Origin of the sequence: Kitasatospora sp. NPDC089509, from assembly GCF_044749365.1 — a bacterium.
Taxonomy (GTDB): Bacteria; Actinomycetota; Actinomycetes; order Streptomycetales; family Streptomycetaceae; genus Kitasatospora.
Genome location: NZ_JBIVHS010000008.1, coordinates 1 through 24050 on the forward strand (window position 1 = coordinate 1; position 24050 = coordinate 24050).

Consider the following 24050-nt stretch of genomic DNA (forward strand, 5'->3'; position numbering starts at 1 on the left):
TTCCGAACCCGGAAGCTAAGCCTCACAGCGCCGATGGTACTGCAGGGGGGACCCTGTGGGAGAGTAGGACGCCGCCGAACAATTCTTCAGAAAAGGCCCGCCCGGGTTACCGGGCGGGCCTTTTCGCGTTCACCGGAGATCGAGCTTGAACCCGAGGTGCGACGCGGTGAAGCCGAGCCGCTCGTAGAAGCGGTGCGCGTCGGTGCGCGTGGCGTCCGAGGTGAGTTGGACCAGGACGGCGCCGAGTTCGCGGGAGCGCTCGACGGCCCACCGGATCAGTTCGGTGCCGAGCCCGCTGCCGCGTTCGTCGGCGTGGACCCGGACGGCCTCGATGATCGCGCGGGTGGCGCCGGTCCGGGAGAGGCCCGGGACGAGGGTGAGTTGCAGGGTGCCGATGGTGCGGCCGGCGCGTTCGGCGACGACCAGGTGCTGGTGCGGGTCGCCGTCGATGCGGGCGAAGGCGGTGCGGTAGGGGGTCAGGTCGTCGGGGGTCTCGCGGGTCGCGCCCAGGGGGTCGTCGGCGAGCATGGCGACGATCGCCGGCAGGTCGGCCTCGGTGGCCCGTCGGATCGTCAGAACAGCTGTTTCAGTCATGATCAGAGGATAGGGAGCCTCCGGGACCCGACTCGGGCCCAAAGGCCCTGTCTACGCCCGTAGCGCCCCGCTACGGCGCCTCCGGCGGACCCTCCTGGCCCCCCGCCGCTCACTCCGCGGGCGTGGAACTGGTGATGACGGCGAAGACGGCTCCGTGCGGGTCGAGCAGTTGGGCGAGGCGGCCGACGCCGTGCACGTCGGTGGCGGGGATCCGGACCTTCGCGCCGAGCCGGTCGGCGATGGCGAGGGAGGCGTCCACGTTGGGCACCTCGAAGTAGGGGAGCCAGTGCGAGCCGGTGCCGCGGGCGGTGTGCTCGGGGCCGAGCTGGAGGATGCCGCCGTGGGCGTCGTCGGTGCCGCCGCCGGCCGGGGTGAGCACGGTGTAGAGCACCTCGCCGAGCGGGACGTCCTGTTCCTGCCAGCCGAAGACCGTGCGGTAGAAGGCCTTGGCCCGTTCGGCGTCGACGCTGTAGCACTCCGCCCAGCAGAGGCTGACCTGGTCGTTGACGACGTCCAGGCCGCGGGTGTCGTGCGGTTGCCAGACCGCGAAGTCGGCGCCGGTCGGGTCGGTGTAGCCGGCCATCCGGCCCGCGGTGAAGACGTCGAAGGGGGCGTACCGCACCCGGCCGCCCGCCTGTTCCACCAGGTCGGTGGTGCGGTCGGCGTCGTCCGTGGCGAAGTACAGCGTCCAGCCGGGCAGCGCGCCGTCCTCGGTGAGCGGGCCGAGCGCGGCGGCGGTGCGGCCGTCGAGCTGGAAGAAGCCGTAGCCGCCGGCCTCCGGGCCGGCCGAGTCGAAGGTCCAGCCGAACAGGGCGGTGTAGAAGTCGACGGAGGCCCGGGTGTCGGGGCTGCTCAGGTCGAGCCAGTCCGGGGAACCGGGGCGGAAGTCGGTGTTGAGCATGGCGGCACTGCTCCTCGGACGGGTCCCGTACGGGCGCGGTGGTCGACCCCCTTGGACCTTCCAGCCTGGCATCTGGTCGGGGGCGGTGCACGGCAGGAGTCAAGGGGCGGCGGGGCTTGTCCGCGCCGGGCGGTACGGTGCGTAACGGAATCGTCCACCCGTACCGGTCGAAGGGGGCTCCGGTGGGCAAGCAGGCGCAGGCGGGGCAGCAGGAGCAGCAGGCCGCGCGCCAGCTCGCGCAGGTCGAGGGCGTGCTGGAGCGGATCACCTACGCCAACGAGGAGACCGGTTACACAGTGGCCCGGGTGGACACCGGCCGGGGCGCCAACGACCTGCTGACGGTGGTGGGCGCGCTGTTGGGCGCGCAGGTCGGGGAGTCGCTGCGGCTGCACGGGCGGTGGGGTTCGCACCCGCAGTACGGGCGGCAGTTCACGGTGGAGAACTACACGACGGTGCTGCCCGCGACGATCCAGGGCATCCAGCGGTACCTGGGCTCGGGGCTGATCAAGGGGATCGGTCCGCGGTTCGCCGAGCGGATCGTGGAGCGCTTCGGGGTGGACACCCTGGAGGTGATCGAGAACGAACCGGGCCGGCTGATCGAGGTGCCGGGGCTGGGGCCGAAGCGCACCAGGAAGATCGCCGAGGCCTGGGAGGAGCAGAAGGCGATCAAGGAGGTGATGGTCTTCCTCCAGGGGGTCGGGGTGTCGACCTCGCTGGCGGTGCGGATCTACAAGCAGTACGGCGACGCCTCGATCGGGGTGGTGAAGAACGAGCCGTACAAGCTGGCCGCAGACGTCTGGGGCATCGGTTTCCTGACGGCGGACCGGATCGCCCAGGCAGTGGGCATCCCGCACGACAGTCCGGAGCGGGTGAAGGCCGGGCTGCAGTACGCGCTGTCGCAGAGCAGCGACCAGGGCCACTGCTACCTGCCGGAGGAGCGGCTGATCGCGGACGGCGTGAAGCTGTTGCAGGTGGACGTCGGGCTGGTGATCGACTGCCTGGCGGAGCTGGTCGCGGCCGAGGGGGTGGTGCGCGAGACGGTGCCGGGGGAGGCGGGCGAGCCGATCACCGCGGTGTACCTGGTGCCGTTCCACCGGGCGGAGATCTCGCTCGCCAACCAGCTGCTGCGGCTGCTGCGTTCGGACTCCGACCGGTTGCCGTGGTCGGCGGAGGTGGACTGGCCGGCGGCGCTGGAGTGGCTGGCCCGGCGGACCGGCGCGGAGCTGGCGCCGGAGCAGGAGCAGTCGGTGCGGCTGGCGCTGACCGAGAAGGTCGCGGTGCTGACGGGTGGTCCGGGCTGCGGCAAGTCGTTCACGGTGAAGTCCATCGTGACGATGGCGCTGGCCAAGCGGGCGAAGGTGGTGCTGGCGGCGCCGACCGGGCGGGCGGCGAAGCGGCTGGCGGAGCTGACCGGGGCGGAGGCCTCGACGGTGCACCGGCTGCTGGAGCTGAAGCCGGGCGGCGACGCCGCGTACGACCGGGACCGGCCGTTGGACGCGGACCTGGTGGTGGTGGACGAGGCCTCGATGCTGGACCTGATCCTGGCGAACAAGCTGGTCAAGGCGGTGCCGCCGGGGGCGCACCTGCTGTTCGTGGGGGACGTGGACCAGCTGCCCTCGGTGGGGGCCGGCGAGGTGCTGCGGGACCTGCTGGCGCAGGACGGGCCGATCCCGTCGGTGCGGCTGACCAGGATCTTCCGGCAGGCGCAGCAGTCGGGCGTGGTCACCAACGCGCACCGGATCAACGAGGGGAAGCCGCCGCTGACGGAGGGTCTGACGGACTTCTTCCTGTTCGTGGAGGACGACACCGAGCGGGCGGCCGGTCTGACGGTGGACGTGGTGGCGCGTCGGATCCCGCAGAAGTTCGGCTTCGACCCGCGCCGGGACGTGCAGGTGCTGGCGCCGATGCACCGGGGACCGGCCGGGGCGGGGAACCTGAACACCCTGTTGCAGGCGGCCGTGACGCCGGCCCGGGAGGGGTTGGCGGAGCGGCGGTTCGGTGGGCGGACGTTCCGGGTGGGGGACAAGGTCACCCAGATCCGCAACAACTACGACAAGGGGCGGAACGGCGTCTTCAACGGCACAGTGGGAGTGGTGACCGCCCTCAGCGTGGACGACCAGCGGCTGACGGTGCTCACCGACGAGGACGAGGAGGTGTCGTACGACTTCGACGAGCTGGACGAGCTGGTCCACGCGTACGCGGTGACGATCCACCGCTCGCAGGGCAGTGAGTACCCGGTGGTGGTGATTCCGGTCACCATGTCCGCTTGGACGATGCTCCAGCGAAATCTGCTCTACACCGCCGTGACCAGGGCGAGGAAACTCGTGGTGCTGGTTGGGTCACGGAAGGCGATCGCCCAGGCCGTGCGGGCCGTCAGCGCAGGTCGGCGGCATGCCGCGCTCGATCATCGACTTGCAACTGGATGATTATCCAGCAGGATGGTTGCCTCTAATGTTCTCTTGACGTGAAGAGATTTACGGCAGAGCCTAGGGTGGTGCCGATCTTGTCCGGTTCGTACCGGCTGCGGCGGCAGGTTTTGTAGGGGCGGGCCCTTCCGGGCCACCCCGGGTGCGCGACTGTCCTCCGGATGGGGGATCGTGGAGACAGTCAGGGCACCTTGGAAGAGGATTCATTTCGTCGGTGAGGAAGACGTGAGCGACAACTCGGTAGTACTGCGGTACCAGGACGGCGAGTACGAGTACCCCGTCGTCGAGAGCACTGCGGGCAACGCCGGCTTCGACATCTCGAAGCTGCTCCCGCAGACCGGCCTGGTCACCCTGGACAACGGCTTCGGTAACACCGCCGCGTACAAGTCCGCGATCACCTTCGTGGACGGCGACAACGGCATCCTGCGGTACCGCGGCTACCCGATCGAGCAGCTCGCAGCACAGGGCGGCTTCATCGAGACCGCGTACCTCCTGATCAACGGCGAGCTGCCCAACGCGGACCAGCTGGCGGAGTTCAACCGCGAGATCACCCAGCACACGCTGCTGCACGAGGACGTCAAGCGCTTCTTCCAGGGCTTCCCGCGGGACGCCCACCCGATGGCCATGCTGTCCTCGGTGGTCGGTGCGCTCTCCACGTTCTACCCGGAGAGCCACAACCCGTTCGACGCCGACCAGCGCCACCTGTCGACCGTCCGCCTGCTCGCCAAGCTGCCGACGATCGCCGCCTACGCGTACAAGAAGGCGATGGGCCAGCCCTTCGTCTACCCGCGCAACGACCTCAGCTACGTGGAGAACCTCCTCCGGATGACCTTCGCGGTCCCGGCCGAGGACTACGAGCTCAACCCGGTCGTCGTCAACGCGCTGGACAAGCTGCTGATCCTGCACGCGGACCACGAGCAGAACTGCTCGACCTCCACCGTGCGCCTGGTCGGCTCCAGCCACGCCAACCTGTTCGCCTCCATCTCGGCCGGCATCTCGGCGCTGTGGGGCCCGCTGCACGGCGGCGCCAACCAGGCCGTGCTGGAGATGCTGGAGAGCATCCAGAAGGACGGCGGCGACGTCGACGCGTTCATCACCAAGGTGAAGAACAAGGAAGCCGGCGTCAAGCTGATGGGCTTCGGCCACCGCGTCTACAAGGCCTTCGACCCGCGCGCCGCGCAGGTCAAGCTGCTGGCGCACGAGGTCCTCGGCCAGCTCGGCAAGAGCGACGAGCTGCTGGAGATCGCGCTCAAGCTGGAGGAGCACGCCCTCAAGGACGACTTCTTCATCTCGCGCAAGCTGTACCCGAACGTGGACTTCTACACCGGCCTGATCTACCGCGCCATGGGCTTCCCGACCAGCATGTTCACCGTGCTGTTCGCCCTCGGCCGGCTGCCCGGCTGGATCGCCCACTGGCACGAGATGATCAACGACCCGACCAGCCGGATCGGCCGCCCGCGCCAGATCTACACCGGCGTCGCGATCCGCGACTACGTCGAGCTCGAGCAGCGCTGACGTAGCACCGCACCGAAAGGGGCCCGGCCGCTGCTGAGCGGCCGGGCCCCTTCGCGTCCCCGTTCCCCGACCCGGAAGGGTCCGGAGCGCGGGGACGGAACCGTACGGCGCACGACTCCGGGGCCCGACTGCGACCGGGGACGGCCGCTCAAAGCGTCCCTGGCCCGCCACACCCCGGCGCCGTGCGCGAAGGCCGTCGAGAGTTTCGACGACCGTTCCCGGGGCCCGCCGGAGCCCCGTCGGCGGCAGCCGCTGGAAGCGCGGGACGCGTTGCCGTTAGTCGCGCCCCGCCCAGCGGAAAAACTGCCGCACTACCAACCTAAGACGTATCAGGGTGCGAGAAGTTACGCCCGGGGGGTGTGAGCTGCCTCTCGCCACGCTCCGTAGGCGCTTCGTACCGCGCCCATATCACACCTTCCCTCGCGCACGACGTCACCCTCCCCGCAGTCACGGCAACCGAGCGTGATAGGAATCGTGGCATTCCGGTACGGACCGTCGCGCCCCCTCGTCGCGCGACGGCGGAACTGGGGAGGGAGTGCGCAGATGGCCAGGAACGTCGTCGTCACCGGCGGTGGCACGGGAATCGGGTACGAAGTCGCGCGGCGGTTCGCCGAGGCGGGTGAGCACGTGGTGATCGTGGGTCGCCGTCGTGAGGTCCTGGAGAAGGCCGCGGCCGACCTCGGGCCGAACGTCACCCCGCTGGTGTGCGACCTCGCCGACCCGGACGCGGTGGAGGCCGCGCTGGCCGAACTGCCCGAGCGGATCGACGTGTTGGTGAACAACGCCGGCAGCCGGGAGACCGTGGTCGGCGGTGGGCCGCACGCCCTGTTGGCCCGCTGGCGCGGCGACTTCGAGCGCAACGTGCTGACCGTGGTGCTGCTCACCGAGTCGATCCGGGACCGGCTCACCCCGGGCTCCGGCCGGGTCGTCACCATCAGCTCCATCGCCGCCCTGCGCGGGGCCGGCTCCTACGGCGCGGCGAAGGCCTCGCTGCACGCCTGGAACCACTTCCTGGCCGCCCAGTTGGGCACCTCGGGGATCACCGCCAACATCGTCGCGCCGGGCACGGTGGCCGGCACCGAGTTCTTCGGGCCGCGGCTGGACGAGGCCGAGGTGGCCCGCCGGGCGGCGCGCACCCTGCTCGGCCGGATCGGCGAGACCGGGGAGGTCGCGGCGGCGGTGCACTTCCTCGCCTCGCCCGAGGCCGGGTTCGTCACCGGCGAGATCCTGCACTGCAACGGCGGGGAACTGCTGGGGCGTTGAGGCGTTGAGGTGTGCCGAGGGGCCCGGACCGTTGGTGGTTTCCAGCGGTGGTTCGGGCCCCTCGCGGCTGTCCGGGCCGGACTCGGGGTGTGCTCGGGTCCGGCTCAGGCGGGTTGGAAGCGGCGCAGCCGGAGGCTGTTGCCGACCACGAGGACCGAGGAGAAGGCCATGGCCGCTCCGGCGATCATCGGGTTGAGCAGTCCGGCGGCGGCCAGCGGCAGGGCGGCGACGTTGTAGCCGAAGGCCCAGAAGAGGTTGCTCTTGATGGTGCCGAGGGTCCTGCGGGAGAGTCGGATGGCGTCGGCGGCGGCGCGCAGGTCGCCGCGGACCAGGGTGAGGTCGGCGGCCTCGATCGCGGCGTCGGTGCCGGTGCCCATGGCCAGGCCGAGGTCGGCCCGGGCGAGGGCGGCCGCGTCGTTGACGCCGTCGCCGACCATCGCGACGACCTTGCCCTCGGCCTGCAGCCGCTTGACGGCGTCGACCTTGTCCTGCGGCATGACCTCGGCGATCACGTGCTCCGGTGCGATGCCGACCTCGGCCGCGACCGCCGCGGCCACCGCCCGGTTGTCGCCGGTCAGCAGCACCGGGGTGAGCCCCAGGGCGCGCAGGTCGGCGATGGCCTCGGCGCTGGTCGGCTTGACCGCGTCGGCGACCTCCAGCACGGCCCGGGCCGCGCCGTCCCAACCGACCGCGATCGCGGTGCGCCCCGCCGCTTCTGCGGTGGCCTTGGCGCGGGCCAGAGCGGACGGCAGCTGCGGTGTGCGGTCGGCCGCCGGGGCCTCGCGCCCGGCCGTGACCGTGCGACCGTCCACGACGCCCTGCACGCCCCGGCCGGGGAGGCTGCGGAAGTCCCGGACCGGTGGCAGCGGGCCGGTCCGCTCCTCGGCGGCGGTGGCGATCGCCCGGGCGATCGGGTGCTCGGAGGCGTGTTCCACGGCCCCGGCCAGCCGCAGTGCCTCGGCCTCGGTGACGCCCTCGGTGGTGTGCACGGCGAGCAGGGTCATCCGGCCGGTGGTGACGGTGCCGGTCTTGTCCAGCACGACGGTGTCGACCTTGCGGGTGGTCTCCAGCACCTCGGGGCCCTTGATCAGGATGCCCAGCTGGGCGCCGCGGCCGGTGCCGACCAGCAGTGCGGTCGGGGTGGCCAGGCCGAGGGCGCACGGGCAGGCGATGATCAGCACGGCCACGGCGGCGGTGAACGCCTCGGTGGGGCTGTCGGTCGCCAGCAGCCAGCCGACCAGGGTGGCCAGGGCGATCAGGATGACCACCGGGACGAAGACCGCGGAGATCCGGTCGGCCAGCCGCTGGGCGGCTGCCTTGCCGTTCTGGGCGTCCTCGACCAGCCTGGCCATCCGGGCCAGCTGGGTGTCCGCGCCGACCCGGGTCGCCTCGACGACCAGCCGGCCGCCCGCGTTGACGGTCGCCCCGGTGACGCTGTCCCCGACGGCGACCTCGACCGGGACGGACTCGCCGGTGAGCATCGAGGCGTCCACCGCGGAGCTGCCCTCGACCACGACGCCGTCGGTGGCGACCTTCTCGCCGGGGCGCACCACGAAGCGCGTGCCGACGGTCAGCCGATCCACCGGCAGCCGGACCTCGCGGCCCTCCTGGAGGACGGCGACGTCCTTGGCGCCCAGGTCGAGCAGGGCGCGCAGGGCGGCGCCGGCCCGGCGCTTGGAGCGGGCCTCCAGGTGGCGGCCGAACAGGATCAGCACGGTGACGGCGGCGGCGGTCTCCAGGTAGAGGGTGGCCGCGGGGTCGGTGGCGCCGATCGCGAGCGAGAAGTCGTGGCGCATCCCGGGCATTCCGGCGTGGCCCCAGAACAGGGCCCAGCAGGACCAGCCGAAGGCGGCCAGGGTGCCGAGCGAGACCAGGGTGTCCATGGTCGCGGCGCCGTGCTTGAGGTTGGTCCAGGCGGCGCGGTGGAAGGGCAGGCCGCCGTGGACGACGACCGGGCCGGTGAGGGCGAAGGCCAGCCACTGCCAGTTGGTGAACTGCAGGGCCGGGACCATCGAGAGCAGTACCACCGGGAGGCTGAGCAGGGCGCTGATCTGCAGGCGCTCGCGCAGCGGGTCGGGTTCCTCGGGTTCCTCGGGGGCCGCGGCGGGTTGCTCGGTGGCGACGGGGGTGGGGGGCGGCGGGAGTTCGGCGGTGTAGCCGGTCCGCTCGACGGTGGCGATCAGGTCGGCGACCGTGACGCCGGGGCTGTAGTCGACCCGGGCCTTCTCGGTGGCGAAGTTGACGGCGGCCTCGACACCGTCCATCCGGTTGAGTTTCTTCTCGATCCGGGCGGCGCAGGAGGCGCAGGTCATCCCGCCGATCGACAGCTCGACCCGGTCCCGTGCCTCGACGCCGGGGGCGGAGGTGGTCATGCGGTGGGCTCCTCGATGGGTCCGTGCGGCGGGTCGGTACGGCGGGGTCCGTTTGGTGGGCCGGTGCGATGGGTCGGTGCGGCGGGGGGCCGTGCTGCCGGGCCCCCGCCGGACCGGTCCGGGGCGGCTCAGGCGGTGCGGCCGACCAGTTCGTAGCCGGCCTCGTCGATCGCGGCGCGGATCTCGTCCTCGACCAGCGGGGCGGCGGAGGAGACCGTGACGGTGCCGGCCTGGGCGTCGGCGGCGACCTCGGTGACACCGGCCAGGGCGGAGAGCTCCTCGCTGATCGCCTTCTCGCAGTGGCCGCAGCTCATGCCGGACACGGTGTAGGTGATGGTGGTGGACATCGGGGGCCTCCGGTCGGTGCGGGGTACTGGTTGCCGCTCTCTTGTTCGTCAACCTTGTTCGTCAACACCATACCCCTAAGGGGTATTTCCCGGAGGGGGTGGGTGAGGAGGATCGCATCGTAGGCGACGGCGACCGTCAGGCCGGGGAGGAGGAGTACTGCGCCGGGATCGGCGCCGTGGGCTCGCTCCGGACCAGCAGCCGTAGCCAGAGCAGCCCGCCCAAGGAGACCACGAGCAGGCCGGCGGTGTCGTAGACGGTGTACAGGTGGACCTGCTCGCTGGAAGGGTTCGGCATGTAGCCCAGGTCGAACAGGGCGCGCTGGAAGTCGCTGGTGGTGGTCCGGGCGACCAGCCAGACCGCGATGCCGCTCGTGCTGTCCCAGAGCGCGTGCAGCAGCGATACGCCCAGGTAGGTGAGGAGCAGCGGGGCGGTGAGGCGGAACCGGCCGCCGCGCCGCTCGCGGAACAGCACCCCGCCGATGATCGCCGTCCACAGGATGTGGCCGACCGGCGCCAGCACCCCGCGCAGGATCTCGGTCTCCACCAGGTCGTCGAGCGAGAGTCCTTGGATGCTCAGCACGGCGTTGAACGCGTATCCAGCGCTCTCGAACGCCGCGAAGCCAGCGCCGACCGTGGCGCCCAGCACCAGTCCGTACCGCAGGCCGCCGACCCGCAGCCGCCGGCAGAGCAGGACCAGTGCGGCCAGCTTGACCGCCTCCTCGATCAGGCCGACGCCGACGTACATCCAGACCGAGGGGGCGAGCAGGTAGGACTCCAGCACGGAGGCGCCCAGGACGCCGATCACCCCGCCGATGCCGAAGCAGGCGAGGATCAGGCCCGGGCCGAGGTCGGCCGCGTAGCGCTCGTAGGCCCAGATCACCACCGTCGCCGGGACGAGGAAGCTGCCGAGCAGCACGATCGTGGGGACCAGGTTGCTGTTGTCGGTGAAGAAGGTCACCAGGACGGTGCAGACCCAGAGCAGCAGGCCGGTCAGGAAGAACTTGACCCAGTGGTGGGGCCGGGCGGTCGCCCGGACGGGGGGTGAGGTGATGCGCGGAGTGGGTCGGTATCCGGACACCGGACAGGGCCTCCTCTGAGTGACCGCTTTGGTCGAACTTTATGACAAATCAGGCATTTAGGTAATGTTCGGTATGTGTTCCGGATGCACCGCGCCCAGTCGCCCACCACGCCGGCCCTGCAGGCCATCGACCTCCAGAACCTGCCGTTCTGGCGGCGGGCCGCACCGGCGCTGCTCGCCGTCCTGCTGGTCGCGCTCGCGGACCTCCTCTCCGGCAAGGACCGGTACCTCGCACCGCTGATGACCGTGGTCCCGGCGGTCGCCGCGCTCACCCTCAAGCCCGGCGAGCTGCTCGCCGTCTGCGCGGTCGGGCTGATCGCGGTCTTCGGGCTCAGCCACTACGACCAGGTCGACAACATCAACGACGCCCGCTTCCTTTACGGTGCGATGGTCAGCTATCTGGTGTTGACGCTCTTCTCGGCCTGGGTGGCGCGGGTCCGGATGCGGCGGGCGGCCGCCTTCGCGGCGGTCAGCTCGGTCGCCGAGGCCGCCCAGCGGGCCCTGCTGCGGCTGCCCGGACCGGCCGTCGGGCCGCTGCGGCTCGCGGTGCGGTACGTGTCCGCCGCGGACGCCTCGCGGATCGGCGGGGACCTCTACTCGGTGCTGGAGACGCCGCACGGCACCCGGGTCGCGGTCGGGGACGTCCGGGGCAAGGGGCTCGCCGCGGTGCAGACCGCGGCCGTGGTACTCGGGGCCTTCCGGGAGGCCGCGTACGACGAGGCGGGACTGCGGGGGGTCGCGGCACGGATCGAGGCCAGCGTCGAACGGCACGTGCCGGACGGGGAGTTCACCACCGCGCTGTTCGCGGAGTTCCGTGCGCCCGGGCGGATGGAGCTGCTGCAGTACGGGCACGTGGCGCCGATCCGGGTCGACCGGGAGGGGCGGGTGCACGTGCTGGACGCTCCCGACCCCTGGGTGCCGCTGGGGCTCGGGCGGCTGGCGACGGGGGAACCGACCACCTGGGGGCAGCCGTTCGGGGCCGAGGACGTGCTGGTGCTGTGCACGGACGGGGTGATCGAGGCCCGGCACCGCAGGAGCGGGGAGTTCTACCCGCTGGCGGAGCGGGTCGGGCCGCTGGTGCAGGGGGCCGCGCGCTCGGCGGGGGAGCTGGAGGCGGCGGTGGAGCGGGTCTACGCGGACCTGTTGGCGCACACGGGTGGGGAGTTGCGGGACGACGCGCTGTTGCTGTTGATCACGCGGACGGATTGAGGACGGATGGATCGGGGACGGATCGAGGGGCGGAGGGTGGCTGCGGGCGCGCGGGCGGGGCCGCGCGCCCGAAGGGGTCAGGCGGCGGTGGTGTCGGCGAGGGTGCGGAAGATGAGCGCGGTGGAGGTGGCGCCGGGGTCCTGGTGGCCGATGCTGCGTTCGCCGAGGTAGGAGGCGCGGCCCTTGCGGGCCTGGAGGGGGACGGTGTCCCGGGCGCCCCGTTCGGCGGCTTCGGCCGCGGCCTCGGCGGCCTCCGGGAGGGAGGCGCCGGCGGCGGCCGCGCTGCGGAAGGCGGCGACGGCCGGGGTCCAGGCGTCCACGATGGTCTTGTCGCCCGGTTCGGCCTTGCCGAGGGCGCGGACCGCGTCCAGGCCGGCCGCCAGGGCCTCGGCGACGGCAGCCGGGCCGGCGGGCTCGGGCAGGGCGGCGCCGACGGCGCGGAAGGCCTTGCCGTACAGCGGGCCGGAGGCGCCGCCGACCTTGGAGATCAAGGTGGTGCCGGTCTTGGTCAGCACCGCGCCGGGGCCGACCGGCCGGGGGCCGTCCAGGGCGGTGAGGACGGCGGCGAAGCCGCGTCGGAGGTTGCTGCCGTGGTCGCCGTCGCCGATCGCCGAGTCCAGCTCGGTGAGCCGGGCCTGCTCCTTCTCGACGGCCGCGGCGATCGCGCGGATCCAGGCCTCGGCGAGGGTGGTGTCGAAGTCCATGCCGTCTCCCTTCAGGCCCGCTTGAGCGCGGGGGTGTCGACCGGGGCGTCCCAGAGCTCCAGCAGCTCGGTGTCGGCCTTGGTGAGGGTGAGCGAGAAGCCCGCCATGTCGAGGCTGGTGACGTAGTTGCCGACCAGGCTGCGGGCCACCGTGATGCCGCGCTCGGCGAGCCGGGCGGCGACCTCGCCGTAGACCACGTACAGCTCCAGCAGCGGGGTCGCGCCCAGACCGTTGAGCAGGGCGATCACCTCGTCACCGGGGGTCAGGTGGTGGTCGGTGAGGATGGTCTCGACCACCTCGGCGGCCAGTTCGCGGGCCGGGCGGAGCTTCTCCCGGCGGCGGCCGGGCTCGCCGTGGATGCCGACGCCGACCTCGATCTCGTCCTCGGGCAGGTCGAAGCCGGGCTTGCCGGCGGCCGGGACGGTGGCCGCGGTGAGGGCGATCGCGAACGACCGGGAGGCGGCGTTGACCCGCTCGCCGAGGGCGGCCACCTCGTCCAGTCCGGCGCCGCGTTCGGCCAGCGCGCCGGCCGTCTTCTCGACCAGGACGGTCGCGCCGGTGCCCCGGCGGCCGGCGGTCCAGGTGGAGTCCTCGACCGCGACGTCGTCGTTGACCAGGACGGTGCGGACCTCCAGTCCCTCCTCGGCGGCCAGTTCGGCGGCGAGCTCGAAGTTCATCACGTCGCCGGTGTAGTTCTTCACCACGAAGACCACCCCGGCGCCGCTCTCCACCGCCTTGGCGGCGGCCAGCATCTGGTCCGGGACGGGGGAGGTGAACACCTCGCCGGGGCAGGCGGCGTCGAGCATGCCGGGGCCGACGAAGCCGCCGTGCAACGGCTCGTGGCCGGAACCGCCGCCGGAGATCAGCGCGACCTTGGGACCGGCCGGGCGGACGGCCCGGGTGATCACCCGGTTGGGGATGTCCACCGTCAGCTCGGGGTGGGCGGCGGCGACTCCGGCCAGGGCGTCCTCCAGGACGCTCTCCGGGGTGTTGATCAGCTTCTTCAACGCTCTTCGCTCCCTTGGGTGACCTCGACGGAGACGGGCGACACGGCTGCGGACGCTGCCGGACCCGACGCTACGCCGGACGGGGGGTGCGGGCACGGGGTGCGACACGCGCGATTCAGGTCACTCTCCCGGAGTAGTGCGGCGGCGCCGTAGGGTCGGCCGCATGAGCGGACACGTGGGCATTGTTCTGGTTTCGCACAGCGCTCGACTCGCGGAGGGGCTGCGCGAGTTGCTCGGCGAACTCACCTCGGACGGCGTGCTGGTGGTGGTCGCGGCCGGGACGGAGGACGGCGGGCTGGGCACCAGTTACGAGCTGATCGCCGGGGCGGTCGTGGCGGCGGACGGCGGTGCGGGCGTGGTGGTGCTGCCGGACCTCGGCAGTTCGGTGCTCACCGCCGCGACCGTGCTGGAGGACGAACCGCGGCCGGACGTACGGCTGGTGGACGCGCCGTTCGTGGAGGGCGCGGTGGCCGCCGCCGTCACCGCCTCGGCCGGGGCGGGACTGGCCGAGGTGGTCGCGGCCGCCGAGGAGGCGCGGTCGTTCCGCAAGCTCCGGTAGCCGCCCGGCGTCCGCCGGCTACCTCGCGCGGCTACTTCGCGCGGCTACTTCGCGCGGCTACTTCGCGCGGCTACTTCGCGCGGCTACTTCGCGCGGCTACTTCGCGCGGCTACTTCGCGTCCGCGTAGCAGTCCACCACCGCGGTGCTGAGCGGGAAGCGCACCGGGGTGTCGCCGAAGACCAGCCGCCGGGCCTCGTCGGCGGCCTCGGTGACGGCCTCGACCACCGCCTCGGCCAGGTTCGCCGGGGTGTGCACGATCACCTCGTCGTGCTGGAAGAACACCAGGTGCGGGCGGTCCGCCGGGACGGCCGTCGGCAGGTCGTTCAGTCGGCGGCGCAGCGCCGCCAGCAGGGCGAGCGCCCAGTCGGCGGCGCTGGCCTGGATGACGAAGTTGCGGGTGAACCGGCCGCGGGCGCGGGCGGTGCGGCCGCCGGTCTCGCCGGCCGTGTCGGCCTCGGTGAGGTCGAGGAAGGCGGCGGAGGCGGGCGGGCAGACCCGGCCGAGCCGGGAGGTGACCACGCCGCCGTCCTCGCCGGTGCGGGCGGCGGCCTCGACGTAGCCCATCGCGGCCGGGTAGCGGCGGCGCAGGGTGTTCAGCAGTGGGCCGATGTCGCCGCTGGTCTGCCCGTACATGGCACCGAGCAGGCCGAGCTTGGCCTTGTCGCGGTCGCCCTGGAAGGCGTTGGCGGCGAGTGCCTCGTACAGGTCGCCGCCGGCGGCGGTGCGGGCCAGCCCGGCGTCCTGGGAGAGCGCGGCGAGCACCCGGGGCTCCAACTGGGCGGCGTCGGCGACCACCAGCACCCAGCCCGGGTCGGCGACCACGGCCCGGCGCAGGATGCGCGGGATCTGCAGGGCGCCGCCGCCGCGGCTGGCCCAGCGGCCGGACACCACGCCGCCGACCACGTACTCGGGCCGGAAGCGCCCGCCGCGGGCCCAGGCGTCCTGCCAGGCCCAGCCGTGGGCGACGTGGATCCGGGCCAGCTCCTTGTAGCGGACCAGCAGCTGGGCGGCCGGGTGGTCGATCCCCTTGAGCTCCCAGGAGCGGGTGGAGCCGAGCTGGATGCCGGCCTCGGCGAAGGCGCGCAGCACCTGGGTGTGCGAGTCGGGGTTGAACGGCTTGGCGCCGAGGGACTGCTGGAGTTCGACGGCGAGGTCGGCCAGCACCCTGGGCTGGGTGCCGGGGACGGCGGGGCGGGGGCCGAGCAGGTCGGTGAGCAGCCGGTCGTGGACGTCGGAGCGCCAGGGCAGGCCGTCGTGCGCGATCTCGGCGGCGACCAGGGCGCCCGCCGACTCGGCGGCGACCAGCAGCCGGAAGCGCTGCCGGGCGGCCGGGTCGGTGATGGCGGCGATCCGCTGCTGCTGATCGGCGTGCACGGCGACCACCGCGTCCAAGGGGTCGGCGCCGGGCGGGAGTTGCAGCCGGTCGGGGGCGAACAGGGTGTCCTGCCCGTCGTCCGCGTCGGCGAGCCCCGGTTCGGGCAGGTCGTCCGGGACGGGCAGGCCGCGCAGCCGGGCCCAGGCGGCGCCGAGCGAGCGCGGCGCGCCGAAGCGGCCCTCGTGGCCCACCAGCAGGGCCTCGACCAGCCGGAGGTCGTGGCAGCGGGCGAGCCGGTCGGGCAGCCGGGGCAGCAGCGGGGCGTACCCGGAGTCGGCGGAGGCCCAGACCCAGCGCGGCGCCGGTGCACCGGCACGGCCGGCGGCCTCCCGGGCGGCGACGGCCGCGGCGAGGTCGCGGACGGCCTCCGGTGGGCCGAGCGGGCGGCCGGCGTCGTCCAGCGGCTGGAGGCGGCCGCCGGGGCCGTGCGGGTCGGGCACGAGGGCGGTTCTGGGGGCCACGGCGGGCGTCTCCTCTCCGATGGGTCCGGGTGAGTCCGATGGGGTCCGGGCGGGTCCGGTGCGTCCGACCGGGGTCGGTCCCGGTCGGTCGGGGGCGGGCGGGTGTGCGGTCGGGGTGCGGGTGTGCGGCCCGCGGGTCTGCGCCGTCGACGTTAACGGGTGGGTCTGACAACGACGACCGGGGGTCTATGGGCACGCGCCACGACACCGCGTAGGGTCGGCGAATGACCGAGAACCCGTTCTTCGCGGCCAGCCCACTGGTCTATGAACTGCCTCCCTACGCCGAGATCCGGGAGGAGCACTACCTGCCCGCCTACGAGCGTGGCATGGCCGAGCAGCTGGCCGAGATCGCGGCGATCACCGGCACCCCCGGCGGGCCGACCTTCGAGAACACCCTGGTGGCCCTGGAGCGCTCCGGCGCGCTGCTGCGCCGGGTGGACGCGGTGTTCCGGAACCAGTCCTCCTCCGACACCACCGAGCTGCTGGACGAGGTGGAGGCGAAGGTCAGCCCGCTGCTCGCCGCCCACCACGACGCGATCCACCTGGACCAGGAGCTGTTCGCCCGGATCGAGGCGCTGCACGGGGACCGGGCCGCGCTGGGGCTGGACCCGGAGTCGCTGCGGCTGCTGGAGCGCTGGTACACCGCGTTCGTCCGCTCCGGCGCCCGGCTGGGCGCGGCCGAGCAGGTCCGGCTGCGCGGGCTGAACGCCGAACTCGCCGCGCTGGGCACCACCTTCCAGCAGAACGTGAACGCGGCGACCCGCGCCGCCGCGCTGGTGGTGGACTCCGCCGAGGAGCTGGTCGGACTCTCCGAGGGCGCGATCGCCGGTGCGGCGGAGAACGCCCGGGTGCTGGGCCACGAGGGCAAGTACGTGCTGAGCCTGAAGAGCCCCTCCAACCAGCCCGAACTGGCCCAGCTCGCCGACCGTTCGGTGCGCGAGCGGCTGCTGGCGGCCTCGCTGGGCCGGGGCGTCGAGGAGAACGGTCCGCTGGCGATCCGGCTGGCCGCGCTGCGCGCCGAGCGGGCCGCGCTGCTGGGCCACCCGAGCCACGCCGCGTACGTGGTGGTGGACGAGACGGCCGGTACCGTCGAGGCGGTGTCCGGCCTGCTCGCCCGGCTGGTGGAGCCCGCGCTGGCGAACGCCCGCCGGGAGGCCGCCGAGCTGGCCGAGGTGGCGGCCGCGGACGGGGTCGGGGAGATCGCCGCGCACGACTGGGCGTACTACTCGGAGAAGGTCCGACAGGCCTCCTACCAGGTGGACGCGGCGGCGCTGCGCCCGTACTTCGAGCTGGAGCGGGTGCTGCGGGACGGCGTGTTCTTCGCCGCGGAGCTCGCCTACGGGCTGACCTTCACCGAGCGGCCGGACCTGACGGCGCACCACCCGGACGCCCGGGTCTTCGAGGTGTTCGAGCAGGACGGCGGCTCGTTGGGCCTGTTCATCGGCGACTTCCACGCCCGGGCCTCCAAGCGCGGCGGCGCCTGGATGGACGAGCTGGTCGGCCAGTCCCGGCTGACCGGGCGGCGGCCGGTGGTGCTCAACAACCTCAACGTCCCGCGCCCGGCGCCCGGTGAGCCGGCGCTGCTCAGCTGGGACGAGGTGCGCACCCTGTTCCACGAGTTCGGGCACGCGCTGCACGGGCTGTTCTCGGACGTCGAGTACCCGCTGTTCGCAGGCACGGCGGTGCCGCGGGACTTCGTGGAGTTCCCCTCGCAGGTCAACGAGATGTGGATGGTCCGGCCCGAGGTGCTGGCCAACTACGCCCGCCACCACGCGACCGGGGAGCCGCTGCCGACCGAGCTGGTCGAGCGGATGACCGCGGCGGAGGGCTTCGGGGAGGGCTTCCGGACCGTCGAGTACCTGGCGGCGACCCTGCTGGACTGGGCCTGGCACACCCTGCCGGAGGGCCAACCGGTCGAGGACGCCGAGGAGTTCGAGGCGCGGGCGCTGGCGGCGGCCGGGATCGACTTCCCGGCGATCCCGCCGCGCTACCGCACGCCGTACTTCCAGCACATCTTCTCCAGCGGCTACAGCGCCGGGTACTACGCGTACATCTGGTCGGAGGTGCTGGACGCGGACACCGTGCGGTGGTTCGAGACCAACGGGCGCCCGGTGCGGGAGAGCGGCGAGCTGTTCCGGCGCGAGCTGTTGGCGCGCGGGTTCAGCCGGGACCCGCTGGAGTCCTTCCGCGCGGTGGTCGGCCGGGCGCCGGAGACCGCGCCGCTGCTGGCCCGCCGGGGGCTGGGCTAGGGCGGGTCCGCCCGGCGGGATCGGCCGGACAGGGCCGGGCGCGGTGTCACCGGGCGGTGACGCGCACGGTCACCGGGGTGCCCGGGCGGGTGTGCGGGAGCCGGATCCGGACGGTGCCCGCGCGGCCGTCCGCGGGCTGCTCGACCTCGACCCGGGCGCCGGCGGGGGAGACGGCGACCCGGGCGCCGCGCGGGAACGCGGCGGGCGGCAGGACCAGTTCGCTGGGGTGCCCGGTGCCGTCGGCCGTCCAGCGGACCACGCCGTCGGCGGCGCGGACGTCCGACCCGGCCACGGCGGCCGGGTACGGGCCGAAGGCGGGCCCGTCGCCGGGGGCGGGCCGGCCGGCCGGGTCGAGCGCGCAGTAGCCGCCGGTGCCGCGGCACCAGTACCACATGGTCCAGCCCTCGGCGAAGCCGTCCATCGCGGCGACCTGGCGGCGCACCAGTTCGGTGTTGCCCGGGGTGCGGGAGTCCGGCGGGCCCCACTCGCCGACCAGGACGGGCAGGTGGTGGGCGGCCGGGTAGCCGGTGATCGCGGCGGTGTACTGCTCGATGAAGCCGTCGGCGGGGTTCCAGTCGGCGCCGTTCTCCACCGCGGTGTCGTAGAAGTGCGGGGCGTAGCCGAGCCGGGGCGCGCCGGGGCGGGGGTCGGTGAGGCCGGGCAGGGCGGTGGGCACGCCCTGGCCGACCAGCACGGTCGGTTCGACGAACAGCCAGGAGCGGGAGTCCACCCGGCGCACGGCGGTGATCAGCCGGCGGTACATGTCGGCGAGCCGGCCCCGCTCCAGGTCGGCGGAGGCGGCGGCGAGTGCGGCCGGGTCGCTCGGGTCGCCGGCCACCGGGCCGAACGGCTCGTTGAACAGGTCGTAGCCCAACAGGGAGCGGTGGCCGCGCAGTTCGCGGGCGAGCCGGGTGTAGAAGTCGGCCTGCCAGTCGCGCAGGTCGGGGTCGTCGTAGAGGTGGCGGAAGGCGGCCTGGACGGCGGGCTGGAAGTAGCCGGCGAACCAGTCCTTCGGGTCCGGGGTGAACGGCAGTCCGTCGTCGCGGGTGGCCCAGGTCGGGATGCCGTTGTCGCCGCCGACGAACTCCGGCCCGTAGACGTCCTGGTGGAAGTCGACCAGGACGAGCAGGCCCAGCCGGTCGGCGCGGTCCAGGAGCCGTCCGAGCCGGTGCAGTTCGGCGGGGTCGAGTCGGCCGCGCTCGGGTTCCAGCCTGGTCCAGGAGACCGGCAGTCGGACCAGGGTGAAGCCCTGGGCGGCGACGGCGTCGAGGTCGGCCGGGGTGGCCTCGGCGTACTTGTCGAGGTTGAAGCCGCGCAGCTGGAGGTGCCGGCCCTGGGCGTCGGTGAGCGCGGTGCGGCCGTCCGGGGCGGTGGCCGTGCCGGTGGGGAAGGGCGCGGGGTGCCAGGCGTGGGCCGGGGCCGTCGCCGTCGCCGGGGTGGCGGTCAGGGCGGCGGTGGCGGTGAGCAGCAGGGCGACGGCGGTGCGGCGCAGGCGCATCGGGGACCTCGCACGGCGGGGGGTGGGGGCCCGATGATGCCGGTGCCGCCGGGTGTCGCACAAGGGTCGTGCGCACAGTGGTCGCGCCCGGACGGGTCGCGTCACTTGTGCCCAAGGGTCCTGTGAGGAGGGGGAGTTCGGCCGGTAGCGGGTGCGGAGCGGGGGCGGTCAGTCGCCGTTCGGTTCGGCGGGGGCGGTCGGCAGGACGGCGGTCGGCAGGTCGGCGGCGGCCGCCAGGCGTCCCCAGAGCAGGTCGGCCAGCGCCTGCACCATGCGGGTGCGGGTGCAGGGCCTGGTCTCCAGCCACCAGTCCCCGGCGGCCAGCACCATGCCGGTGATGCCGCGGCCCCAGGCCTCGGCGAGCAGGTCGCGGTCGGCGCCGAGGTCGACCTGGCTCTGCACGGCCCGGGTGATCTCCTCGGCGATCTGCCGCAGCGCCGGGGCGAGGGCGTTGCCGGCGCCGCTCGGGTCGCCCGGCTCGGGGTGGGTGAGCAGTCGGTAGACCTGGGGGCGGGCCTCGATCCCGGCGAGGTAGGTGTCCAGGACGTGTTCGACCCGGTCGCGGCGTTCCAGCGGTTCGGCCAGGGCCTGCCGGACGGCGGCCAGCAGGCCGCCGGTGTGGCGTTCGGTCAGGGCTCTGATCAGGCCGGTCCGGTCGCCGAAGTGCCGGTAGAGGATCGGCTTGGTGATGCCGGCCTCGGCGGCGATGGCGTTCATGCTGGCGCTCGGCCCCTCGCGCTGGATGACCCGGTCGGCGGCGTTGAGCAGCTGCTCGCGGCGGGGCTCTCGGGACATGCGCTGCTCCTCGGATCCGGGGGTGGCCTGGGCGTTGACATCGGTTACCAATCAGTAGCAGACTCCGACGATGTTACCGGGGGTAACACCCCGGTGGGTCGCATCCTGCGGTCGCGTCCCGGCGGCCGTCGGGCCGCGTACCGGTGGCCGTGTTCCGGCGGCCGCATCCCGCGTCGTATCCCTTCTGCCCTTCTGCGGAGGCCCCACCATGAGCAGCACGTTCTCGCTGGACCCGGGCGCGGACCAGCTCGCCGTACGCGACTGGCTGCACGGCTTCGCCGCCGACGTGATCCGCCCCGCCGCGGCCGAGTGGGACGAGCGCGAGGAGACCCCCTGGCCGGTCATCCAGGAGGCCGCCAAGCTGGGCATCTACTCGCTGGACTTCTACGCCCAGCAGTACTTCGACCCCTCCGGCGTCGGCATCCCGATCGCGATGGAGGAGCTGTTCTGGGGCGACGCGGGCATCGGGCTGTCCATCGTCGGCACCACGCTGGCCGCCGTCGCGGTGCTCGCCAACGGCACCGACGAGCAGATCGGCACCTGGACCCCGCAGATGTTCGGCACCCCGGAGGACGTCAAGGTGGCCGCCTTCTGCTCCTCCGAACCGGACGCCGGCTCCGACGTGGGCGCGCTGCGCACCCGGGCGGTCTACGACGAGGCCAAGGACGAGTGGGTGCTGAACGGCACCAAGACCTGGGCCACCAACGGCGGGATCGCCGCCGTGCACCTGGTGGTGGCCTGTGTCGACCCGGAGCTGGGCACCCGCGGACACGCCTCCTTCGTCGTCCCGCCGGGCACCCCGGGGCTGAGCCAGGGCCAGAAGTTCAAGAAGCACGGCATCCGCGCCTCGCACACCGCCGAGGTGGTGCTCGACGGCGTCCGGGTGCCCGGCAGCTGCCTGCTCGGCGGCAAGGAGAAGCTGGACGAGCGGCTGGCCCGGGCCCGCGAGGGCGTGCGGCGGAGCGGTGGGGGCAACGCGGCGATGGCCACCTTCGAGGCCTCCCGCCCGGCCGTCGGCGCGCAGGCGATCGGCATCGCCCGGGCCGCGTACGAGGTGGCGCTGGACTACGCGAAGACCCGGGAGCAGTTCGGCCGCCCGATCATCGACAACCAGGGCGTGGCCTTCCAGCTCGCCGACATGCGGACCCGGATCGACGCGGCCCGGCTGCTGGTCTGGCGGGCGTCCTGGATGGCGGTCAACAACCAGCCGTTCACCGCGGCCGAGGGCTCGATGTCCAAGCTGTACGCGGGCGAGACGGCCAAGTTCGTCACCGCGCAGGCGATGCAGATCCTGGGCGGCAACGGCTTCACCCGGGAGTACCCGGTGGAGCGGATGCACCGGGACAGCGCGATCTACTCGATCTTCGAGGGGACCAGCGAGATCCAGCGGCTGGTCATCGCCCGGGCGATCTCGGGGGTGCCGATCCGCTGACGCCCGGCGGGCCCGCCGGGCGGCCTACCGGGCGGCCTATCGGGCGACCCAGAAGGTGAGCCCGGCGGTGAGGGCGCCCACCACCGCGCCGACGATCGTCTGCGCGGTGGTGTGGTCCCGGAGCGCCACCCGGGACCAGCCGATCACCGCGACCAGCGGGTAGAGCAGCAGCCACAGCGGGCCGAGCGCGATGCCGAGGCAGGCCACCGCGCCGCCGGCCACGGCGGTGTGCACGGAGACCTTCCACCAGACGGTGATCACCAGGATCGGGACCAGCGAGGCGAACATCGCCGCCACCATCGCGGTGAGGTCGCGCGGGGCGTCGGCCAGGATCATCACCGCGAAGCTGACGGCGACCGAGCCCATGATGAACGGGATGACGGTCAGCCGGCGCTGCCGGTGGCCGACGTGGCGGTCCTCCAGGGTGCCCTTGCGGATGCCGCGCTGGATGAACAGGGTCGGGATGACGGCCGCGAACAGTGCGGCGAAGACGGCCCAGCCGAGGCCGGCCCAGCCGTAGCGGAGGGCACCGATCAGCAGGCAGACCGCGATGATCACGTTCTTCGGCTCGACGCCGTCGGTGACCCGGCGGGCCCAGGTCGTCCGGCTGGTGGGGGCGGTCGTGGCCTCGGCGGTCATCGGGGTGCTGGCTCCGGGTGGGGGAGGACGGGTCGGCGGCGCGGTGCCGGTCGGATGATCGTACGTGAGCTGTCGGTGCCGCCCGTTCGCGTGGGCCCGGGGTGGCCGGGCCCCGGTCAGAACCGTGCCGGACGGCCCTCCAGGAATGCGCTCAGCCCCTCGCGCACGTCCGGGGCCTCCTGCGAGCGCCGCACCCAGGGCTCCAGCGCCTCGGCCGCCCGGTCCGCCGGGACGGCCAGCGCGGCCTTGACCGCGCCGATGGTCTGGGTCGACCGGTTGGTCAGCAGCCGGGCGAACTCCAGTGCGGCGGCGTCCAGTTCGGCGTCCGGCAGGACCCGCTCCACCAGGCCCAGCGGCAGCGCGTCCCGGCCGCGCACCAACTCGCCCGAGAACAACAGGTACTTGGTCCGGGCCGGGCCGACCAGCCGGGCCAGCCGCAGGGTCGGCACCGCCGGGTAGACCACGCCGAGCTTGGCCGGGGTGATTCCCAACCGGGCGTCCTCGGCGGCGAAGCGCAGGTCGCAGGCGACGGCCAGCTGGCAGCCGCCGCCCACGCAGGCGCCGTGCACCACCGCGAGGGTCGGGTGCGGGAAGGCCGCGAGGGCCTCCTCGGCGGCCACGTTGATCGCGTGGTAGTCGGCCGCGCGCTGCGGATCGCCGTACACCTCGGCGAGTTCGGCGATGTCCGCGCCCGCGCTGAAGGTGTTCCCGGCACCGGTCAGCAGCAGGGCGCGCACGCCCGGCTGCTCGGCCAGCTGGTCCAGCACCTTGGGCAGCGCCTGCCAGATCGCCAGGGTCACCGCGTTGCGGCGGTGCGGGCGGGCGAACTCCAGCACCGCGACGCCGTCCTCGCCGACATAGGCGTTCAGGCCCTCGGCCTGGGCGGGCAGGGCGGAGCGGTCCCGCGTGAGCAGCGGCTGGTCCATGCGCACCTCCGGTCGGTCGTGGTGCGCCCACTCTCTCAGGTCGGCCCGGTGCGGTACGGCCCGAGGCCCGGTCCGCGGGACCCGCCGGGGTGTTCAGACCTGGTCGGCGGCCCAGTCCGGGGCGAGGACCGCCCAGATCTCCTTGTCGTGGCGGACCCCGTTGTGCAGGAACCACTCGCGCAGCACGCCGTCCCGCCGCATCCCGACCCGCTCGGCCACGGCCCGGCTGCGGGCGTTGGCGGCCGAGCACCACCACTCGGCGCGGTGCAGACCGCGGGTGGTGAAGGCGTAGTCGAGGAGCTGTCGGACGGCGGCGGTGATCAGCCCGCCGCCCTCGCCGGCCGGCTCGGTCCAGGCGCCGATCTCGCAGTTGCCGCTGCGGGCGTCGAAGTGCACGAACATCACGCCGCCGACCAGCGTGCCGTCCCGCCAGATGCCGTAGATCCGGCTGGTGTCGGCGGCCTGGCCGTCGGCGTAGCGCTGCAGGGTGGCGCGGGCCGAGTCCAGGTCGGTGGTGCGGGTGGCCCACGGGATCCAGGGGTCGGTGTGGGCGCGGGCGCGGTCGATGTGGGCCAGGAACTCGGGGGCCTGCCAGGGCTCCAGCGGGCGCAGTTCGGCGTTCTCGGCGAGCGGGACGGAAAACACGGGCGGGCCTTTCGGAGTGGTGCGGCGAGCTGTCGACGTCATTCATAACAAACG

The 24050-nt window shown here is 73.3% G+C and carries 20 protein-coding genes and 1 rRNA gene; 8 read left to right on the forward strand and 13 right to left on the reverse strand.

What is annotated here, in order from left to right:
* Positions 1-80: ribosomal RNA gene (gene rrf / locus ACIP4P_RS18780) — 5S ribosomal RNA — on the forward strand; the annotation flags it as partial.
* A 49-nt stretch (positions 81-129) separates the two neighbouring features.
* Here rrf and ACIP4P_RS18785 read toward each other — a convergent pair.
* Both ACIP4P_RS18785 and ACIP4P_RS18790 read right to left on the reverse strand, forming a co-directional pair.
* Positions 130-594: a GNAT family N-acetyltransferase gene (locus ACIP4P_RS18785; protein WP_400919818.1), complete on the reverse strand. Its 465-nt coding sequence runs from the start codon at positions 592-594 to the stop codon at positions 130-132.
* 109 nt (positions 595-703) lie between these two features.
* Positions 704-1495: a VOC family protein gene (locus ACIP4P_RS18790; RefSeq protein ID WP_400919821.1), complete on the reverse strand. Its 792-nt coding sequence runs from the start codon at positions 1493-1495 to the stop codon at positions 704-706.
* Between the two features lie 182 nt (positions 1496-1677).
* On the opposite strand from ACIP4P_RS18790, the gene ACIP4P_RS18795 reads away from it, so the two are divergent.
* The 3 genes from ACIP4P_RS18795 to ACIP4P_RS18805 all read left to right on the forward strand — a co-directional run bounded on the left by ACIP4P_RS18795 (position 1678) and on the right by ACIP4P_RS18805 (position 6699).
* Positions 1678-3921: an ATP-dependent RecD-like DNA helicase gene (locus tag ACIP4P_RS18795; protein ID WP_400919823.1), complete on the forward strand. Its 2244-nt coding sequence runs from the start codon at positions 1678-1680 to the stop codon at positions 3919-3921.
* A gap of 225 nt (positions 3922-4146) precedes the next feature.
* Positions 4147-5436 (forward strand): citrate synthase, encoded by a 1290-nt coding sequence (locus ACIP4P_RS18800; protein ID WP_350518876.1) that lies wholly within the window; start codon positions 4147-4149, stop codon positions 5434-5436.
* A gap of 543 nt (positions 5437-5979) precedes the next feature.
* Positions 5980-6699, forward strand: coding sequence for an SDR family NAD(P)-dependent oxidoreductase (locus ACIP4P_RS18805; RefSeq protein ID WP_400919825.1), 720 nt, complete (start codon positions 5980-5982; stop codon positions 6697-6699).
* A gap of 104 nt (positions 6700-6803) precedes the next feature.
* Here the strand turns inward: ACIP4P_RS18805 and ACIP4P_RS18810 are convergent, their stop codons facing one another.
* The 3 genes from ACIP4P_RS18810 to ACIP4P_RS18820 form a co-directional block, all read right to left on the reverse strand.
* Positions 6804-9071 carry a heavy metal translocating P-type ATPase gene (locus tag ACIP4P_RS18810; protein WP_400919826.1) on the reverse strand — a complete coding sequence of 756 codons (2268 nt, stop codon included), beginning with the start codon at positions 9069-9071 and terminating at the stop codon, positions 6804-6806.
* A gap of 128 nt (positions 9072-9199) precedes the next feature.
* Complete coding sequence (locus ACIP4P_RS18815) at positions 9200-9418, reverse strand: cation transporter (protein ID WP_350518914.1); 219 nt, start codon at positions 9416-9418, stop codon at positions 9200-9202.
* Positions 9419-9554: 136 nt separating this feature from the next.
* Positions 9555-10496, reverse strand: a complete 942-nt coding sequence (locus ACIP4P_RS18820) for a PrsW family intramembrane metalloprotease (protein ID WP_400919827.1) — start codon at positions 10494-10496, stop codon at positions 9555-9557.
* An 84-nt stretch (positions 10497-10580) separates the two neighbouring features.
* On the opposite strand from ACIP4P_RS18820, the gene ACIP4P_RS18825 reads away from it, so the two are divergent.
* A complete protein-coding gene (locus ACIP4P_RS18825) occupies positions 10581-11705 on the forward strand; it encodes a PP2C family protein-serine/threonine phosphatase (RefSeq protein ID WP_400920289.1) in 1125 nt (374 codons plus the stop codon).
* A 77-nt stretch (positions 11706-11782) separates the two neighbouring features.
* Here the strand turns inward: ACIP4P_RS18825 and dhaL are convergent, their stop codons facing one another.
* Together dhaL and dhaK are read right to left on the reverse strand one after the other, a co-directional pair.
* On the reverse strand, positions 11783-12409 hold the full coding sequence (dhaL, locus tag ACIP4P_RS18830; RefSeq protein WP_400919828.1) for a dihydroxyacetone kinase subunit DhaL: 627 nt from the start codon (positions 12407-12409) through the stop codon (positions 11783-11785).
* A gap of 11 nt (positions 12410-12420) precedes the next feature.
* Positions 12421-13416, reverse strand: a complete 996-nt coding sequence (gene dhaK / locus ACIP4P_RS18835; RefSeq protein WP_400919829.1) for a dihydroxyacetone kinase subunit DhaK — start codon at positions 13414-13416, stop codon at positions 12421-12423.
* A 163-nt stretch (positions 13417-13579) separates the two neighbouring features.
* On the opposite strand from dhaK, the gene dhaM reads away from it, so the two are divergent.
* Positions 13580-13975 carry a dihydroxyacetone kinase phosphoryl donor subunit DhaM gene (gene dhaM, locus ACIP4P_RS18840; protein WP_400919831.1) on the forward strand — a complete coding sequence of 132 codons (396 nt, stop codon included), beginning with the start codon at positions 13580-13582 and terminating at the stop codon, positions 13973-13975.
* 109 nt (positions 13976-14084) lie between these two features.
* Here the strand turns inward: dhaM and ACIP4P_RS18845 are convergent, their stop codons facing one another.
* The gene (locus ACIP4P_RS18845; RefSeq protein ID WP_400919833.1) at positions 14085-15812 is read right to left on the reverse strand and encodes a bifunctional 3'-5' exonuclease/DNA polymerase; all 1728 of its coding nucleotides are present in this window, start codon (positions 15810-15812) and stop codon (positions 14085-14087) included.
* 224 nt (positions 15813-16036) lie between these two features.
* On the opposite strand from ACIP4P_RS18845, the gene ACIP4P_RS18850 reads away from it, so the two are divergent.
* Positions 16037-18061 (forward strand): M3 family metallopeptidase, encoded by a 2025-nt coding sequence (locus ACIP4P_RS18850; RefSeq protein WP_400919835.1) that lies wholly within the window; start codon positions 16037-16039, stop codon positions 18059-18061.
* A 46-nt stretch (positions 18062-18107) separates the two neighbouring features.
* On the opposite strand, the gene ACIP4P_RS18855 is transcribed toward ACIP4P_RS18850, so the two are convergent.
* A complete protein-coding gene (locus ACIP4P_RS18855; RefSeq protein ID WP_400919837.1) occupies positions 18108-19559 on the reverse strand; it encodes a cellulase family glycosylhydrolase in 1452 nt (483 codons plus the stop codon).
* Positions 19560-19727: 168 nt separating this feature from the next.
* The gene (locus ACIP4P_RS18860; RefSeq protein WP_350511796.1) at positions 19728-20354 is read right to left on the reverse strand and encodes a TetR family transcriptional regulator; all 627 of its coding nucleotides are present in this window, start codon (positions 20352-20354) and stop codon (positions 19728-19730) included.
* 208 nt (positions 20355-20562) lie between these two features.
* On the opposite strand from ACIP4P_RS18860, the gene ACIP4P_RS18865 reads away from it, so the two are divergent.
* Entirely contained in the window at positions 20563-21786 is a 1224-nt protein-coding gene (locus ACIP4P_RS18865; protein ID WP_400919839.1) for an acyl-CoA dehydrogenase family protein, read from the forward strand.
* A 36-nt stretch (positions 21787-21822) separates the two neighbouring features.
* Here the strand turns inward: ACIP4P_RS18865 and ACIP4P_RS18870 are convergent, their stop codons facing one another.
* The 3 genes from ACIP4P_RS18870 to ACIP4P_RS18880 form a co-directional block, all read right to left on the reverse strand.
* Entirely contained in the window at positions 21823-22425 is a 603-nt protein-coding gene (locus tag ACIP4P_RS18870) for a hypothetical protein (protein WP_400919841.1), read from the reverse strand.
* A 116-nt stretch (positions 22426-22541) separates the two neighbouring features.
* Positions 22542-23351: an enoyl-CoA hydratase/isomerase family protein gene (locus ACIP4P_RS18875; RefSeq protein WP_400919843.1), complete on the reverse strand. Its 810-nt coding sequence runs from the start codon at positions 23349-23351 to the stop codon at positions 22542-22544.
* Positions 23352-23444: 93 nt separating this feature from the next.
* Complete coding sequence (locus ACIP4P_RS18880; RefSeq protein WP_400919845.1) at positions 23445-23996, reverse strand: GNAT family N-acetyltransferase; 552 nt, start codon at positions 23994-23996, stop codon at positions 23445-23447.
* Positions 23997-24050 lie beyond the last annotated feature (54 nt).

Coding starts and splice junctions, on each gene's coding strand:
- ACIP4P_RS18785 (WP_400919818.1), bottom strand. CDS start 594: ATGACTGAAACAGCTGTTCTGACGATCCGACGGGCCACCGAGGCCGAC.
- ACIP4P_RS18790 (WP_400919821.1), bottom strand. CDS start 1,495: ATGCTCAACACCGACTTCCGCCCCGGTTCCCCGGACTGGCTCGACCTG.
- ACIP4P_RS18805 (WP_400919825.1), top strand. CDS start 5,980: ATGGCCAGGAACGTCGTCGTCACCGGCGGTGGCACGGGAATCGGGTAC.
- ACIP4P_RS18810 (WP_400919826.1), bottom strand. CDS start 9,071: ATGACCACCTCCGCCCCCGGCGTCGAGGCACGGGACCGGGTCGAGCTG.
- ACIP4P_RS18815 (WP_350518914.1), bottom strand. CDS start 9,418: ATGTCCACCACCATCACCTACACCGTGTCCGGCATGAGCTGCGGCCAC.
- ACIP4P_RS18825 (WP_400920289.1), top strand. CDS start 10,581: ATGCACCGCGCCCAGTCGCCCACCACGCCGGCCCTGCAGGCCATCGAC.
- dhaL (WP_400919828.1), bottom strand. CDS start 12,409: ATGGACTTCGACACCACCCTCGCCGAGGCCTGGATCCGCGCGATCGCC.
- dhaM (WP_400919831.1), top strand. CDS start 13,580: ATGAGCGGACACGTGGGCATTGTTCTGGTTTCGCACAGCGCTCGACTC.
- ACIP4P_RS18850 (WP_400919835.1), top strand. CDS start 16,037: ATGACCGAGAACCCGTTCTTCGCGGCCAGCCCACTGGTCTATGAACTG.
- ACIP4P_RS18855 (WP_400919837.1), bottom strand. CDS start 19,559: ATGCGCCTGCGCCGCACCGCCGTCGCCCTGCTGCTCACCGCCACCGCC.
- ACIP4P_RS18860 (WP_350511796.1), bottom strand. CDS start 20,354: ATGTCCCGAGAGCCCCGCCGCGAGCAGCTGCTCAACGCCGCCGACCGG.
- ACIP4P_RS18865 (WP_400919839.1), top strand. CDS start 20,563: ATGAGCAGCACGTTCTCGCTGGACCCGGGCGCGGACCAGCTCGCCGTA.
- ACIP4P_RS18870 (WP_400919841.1), bottom strand. CDS start 22,425: ATGACCGCCGAGGCCACGACCGCCCCCACCAGCCGGACGACCTGGGCC.
- ACIP4P_RS18875 (WP_400919843.1), bottom strand. CDS start 23,351: ATGGACCAGCCGCTGCTCACGCGGGACCGCTCCGCCCTGCCCGCCCAG.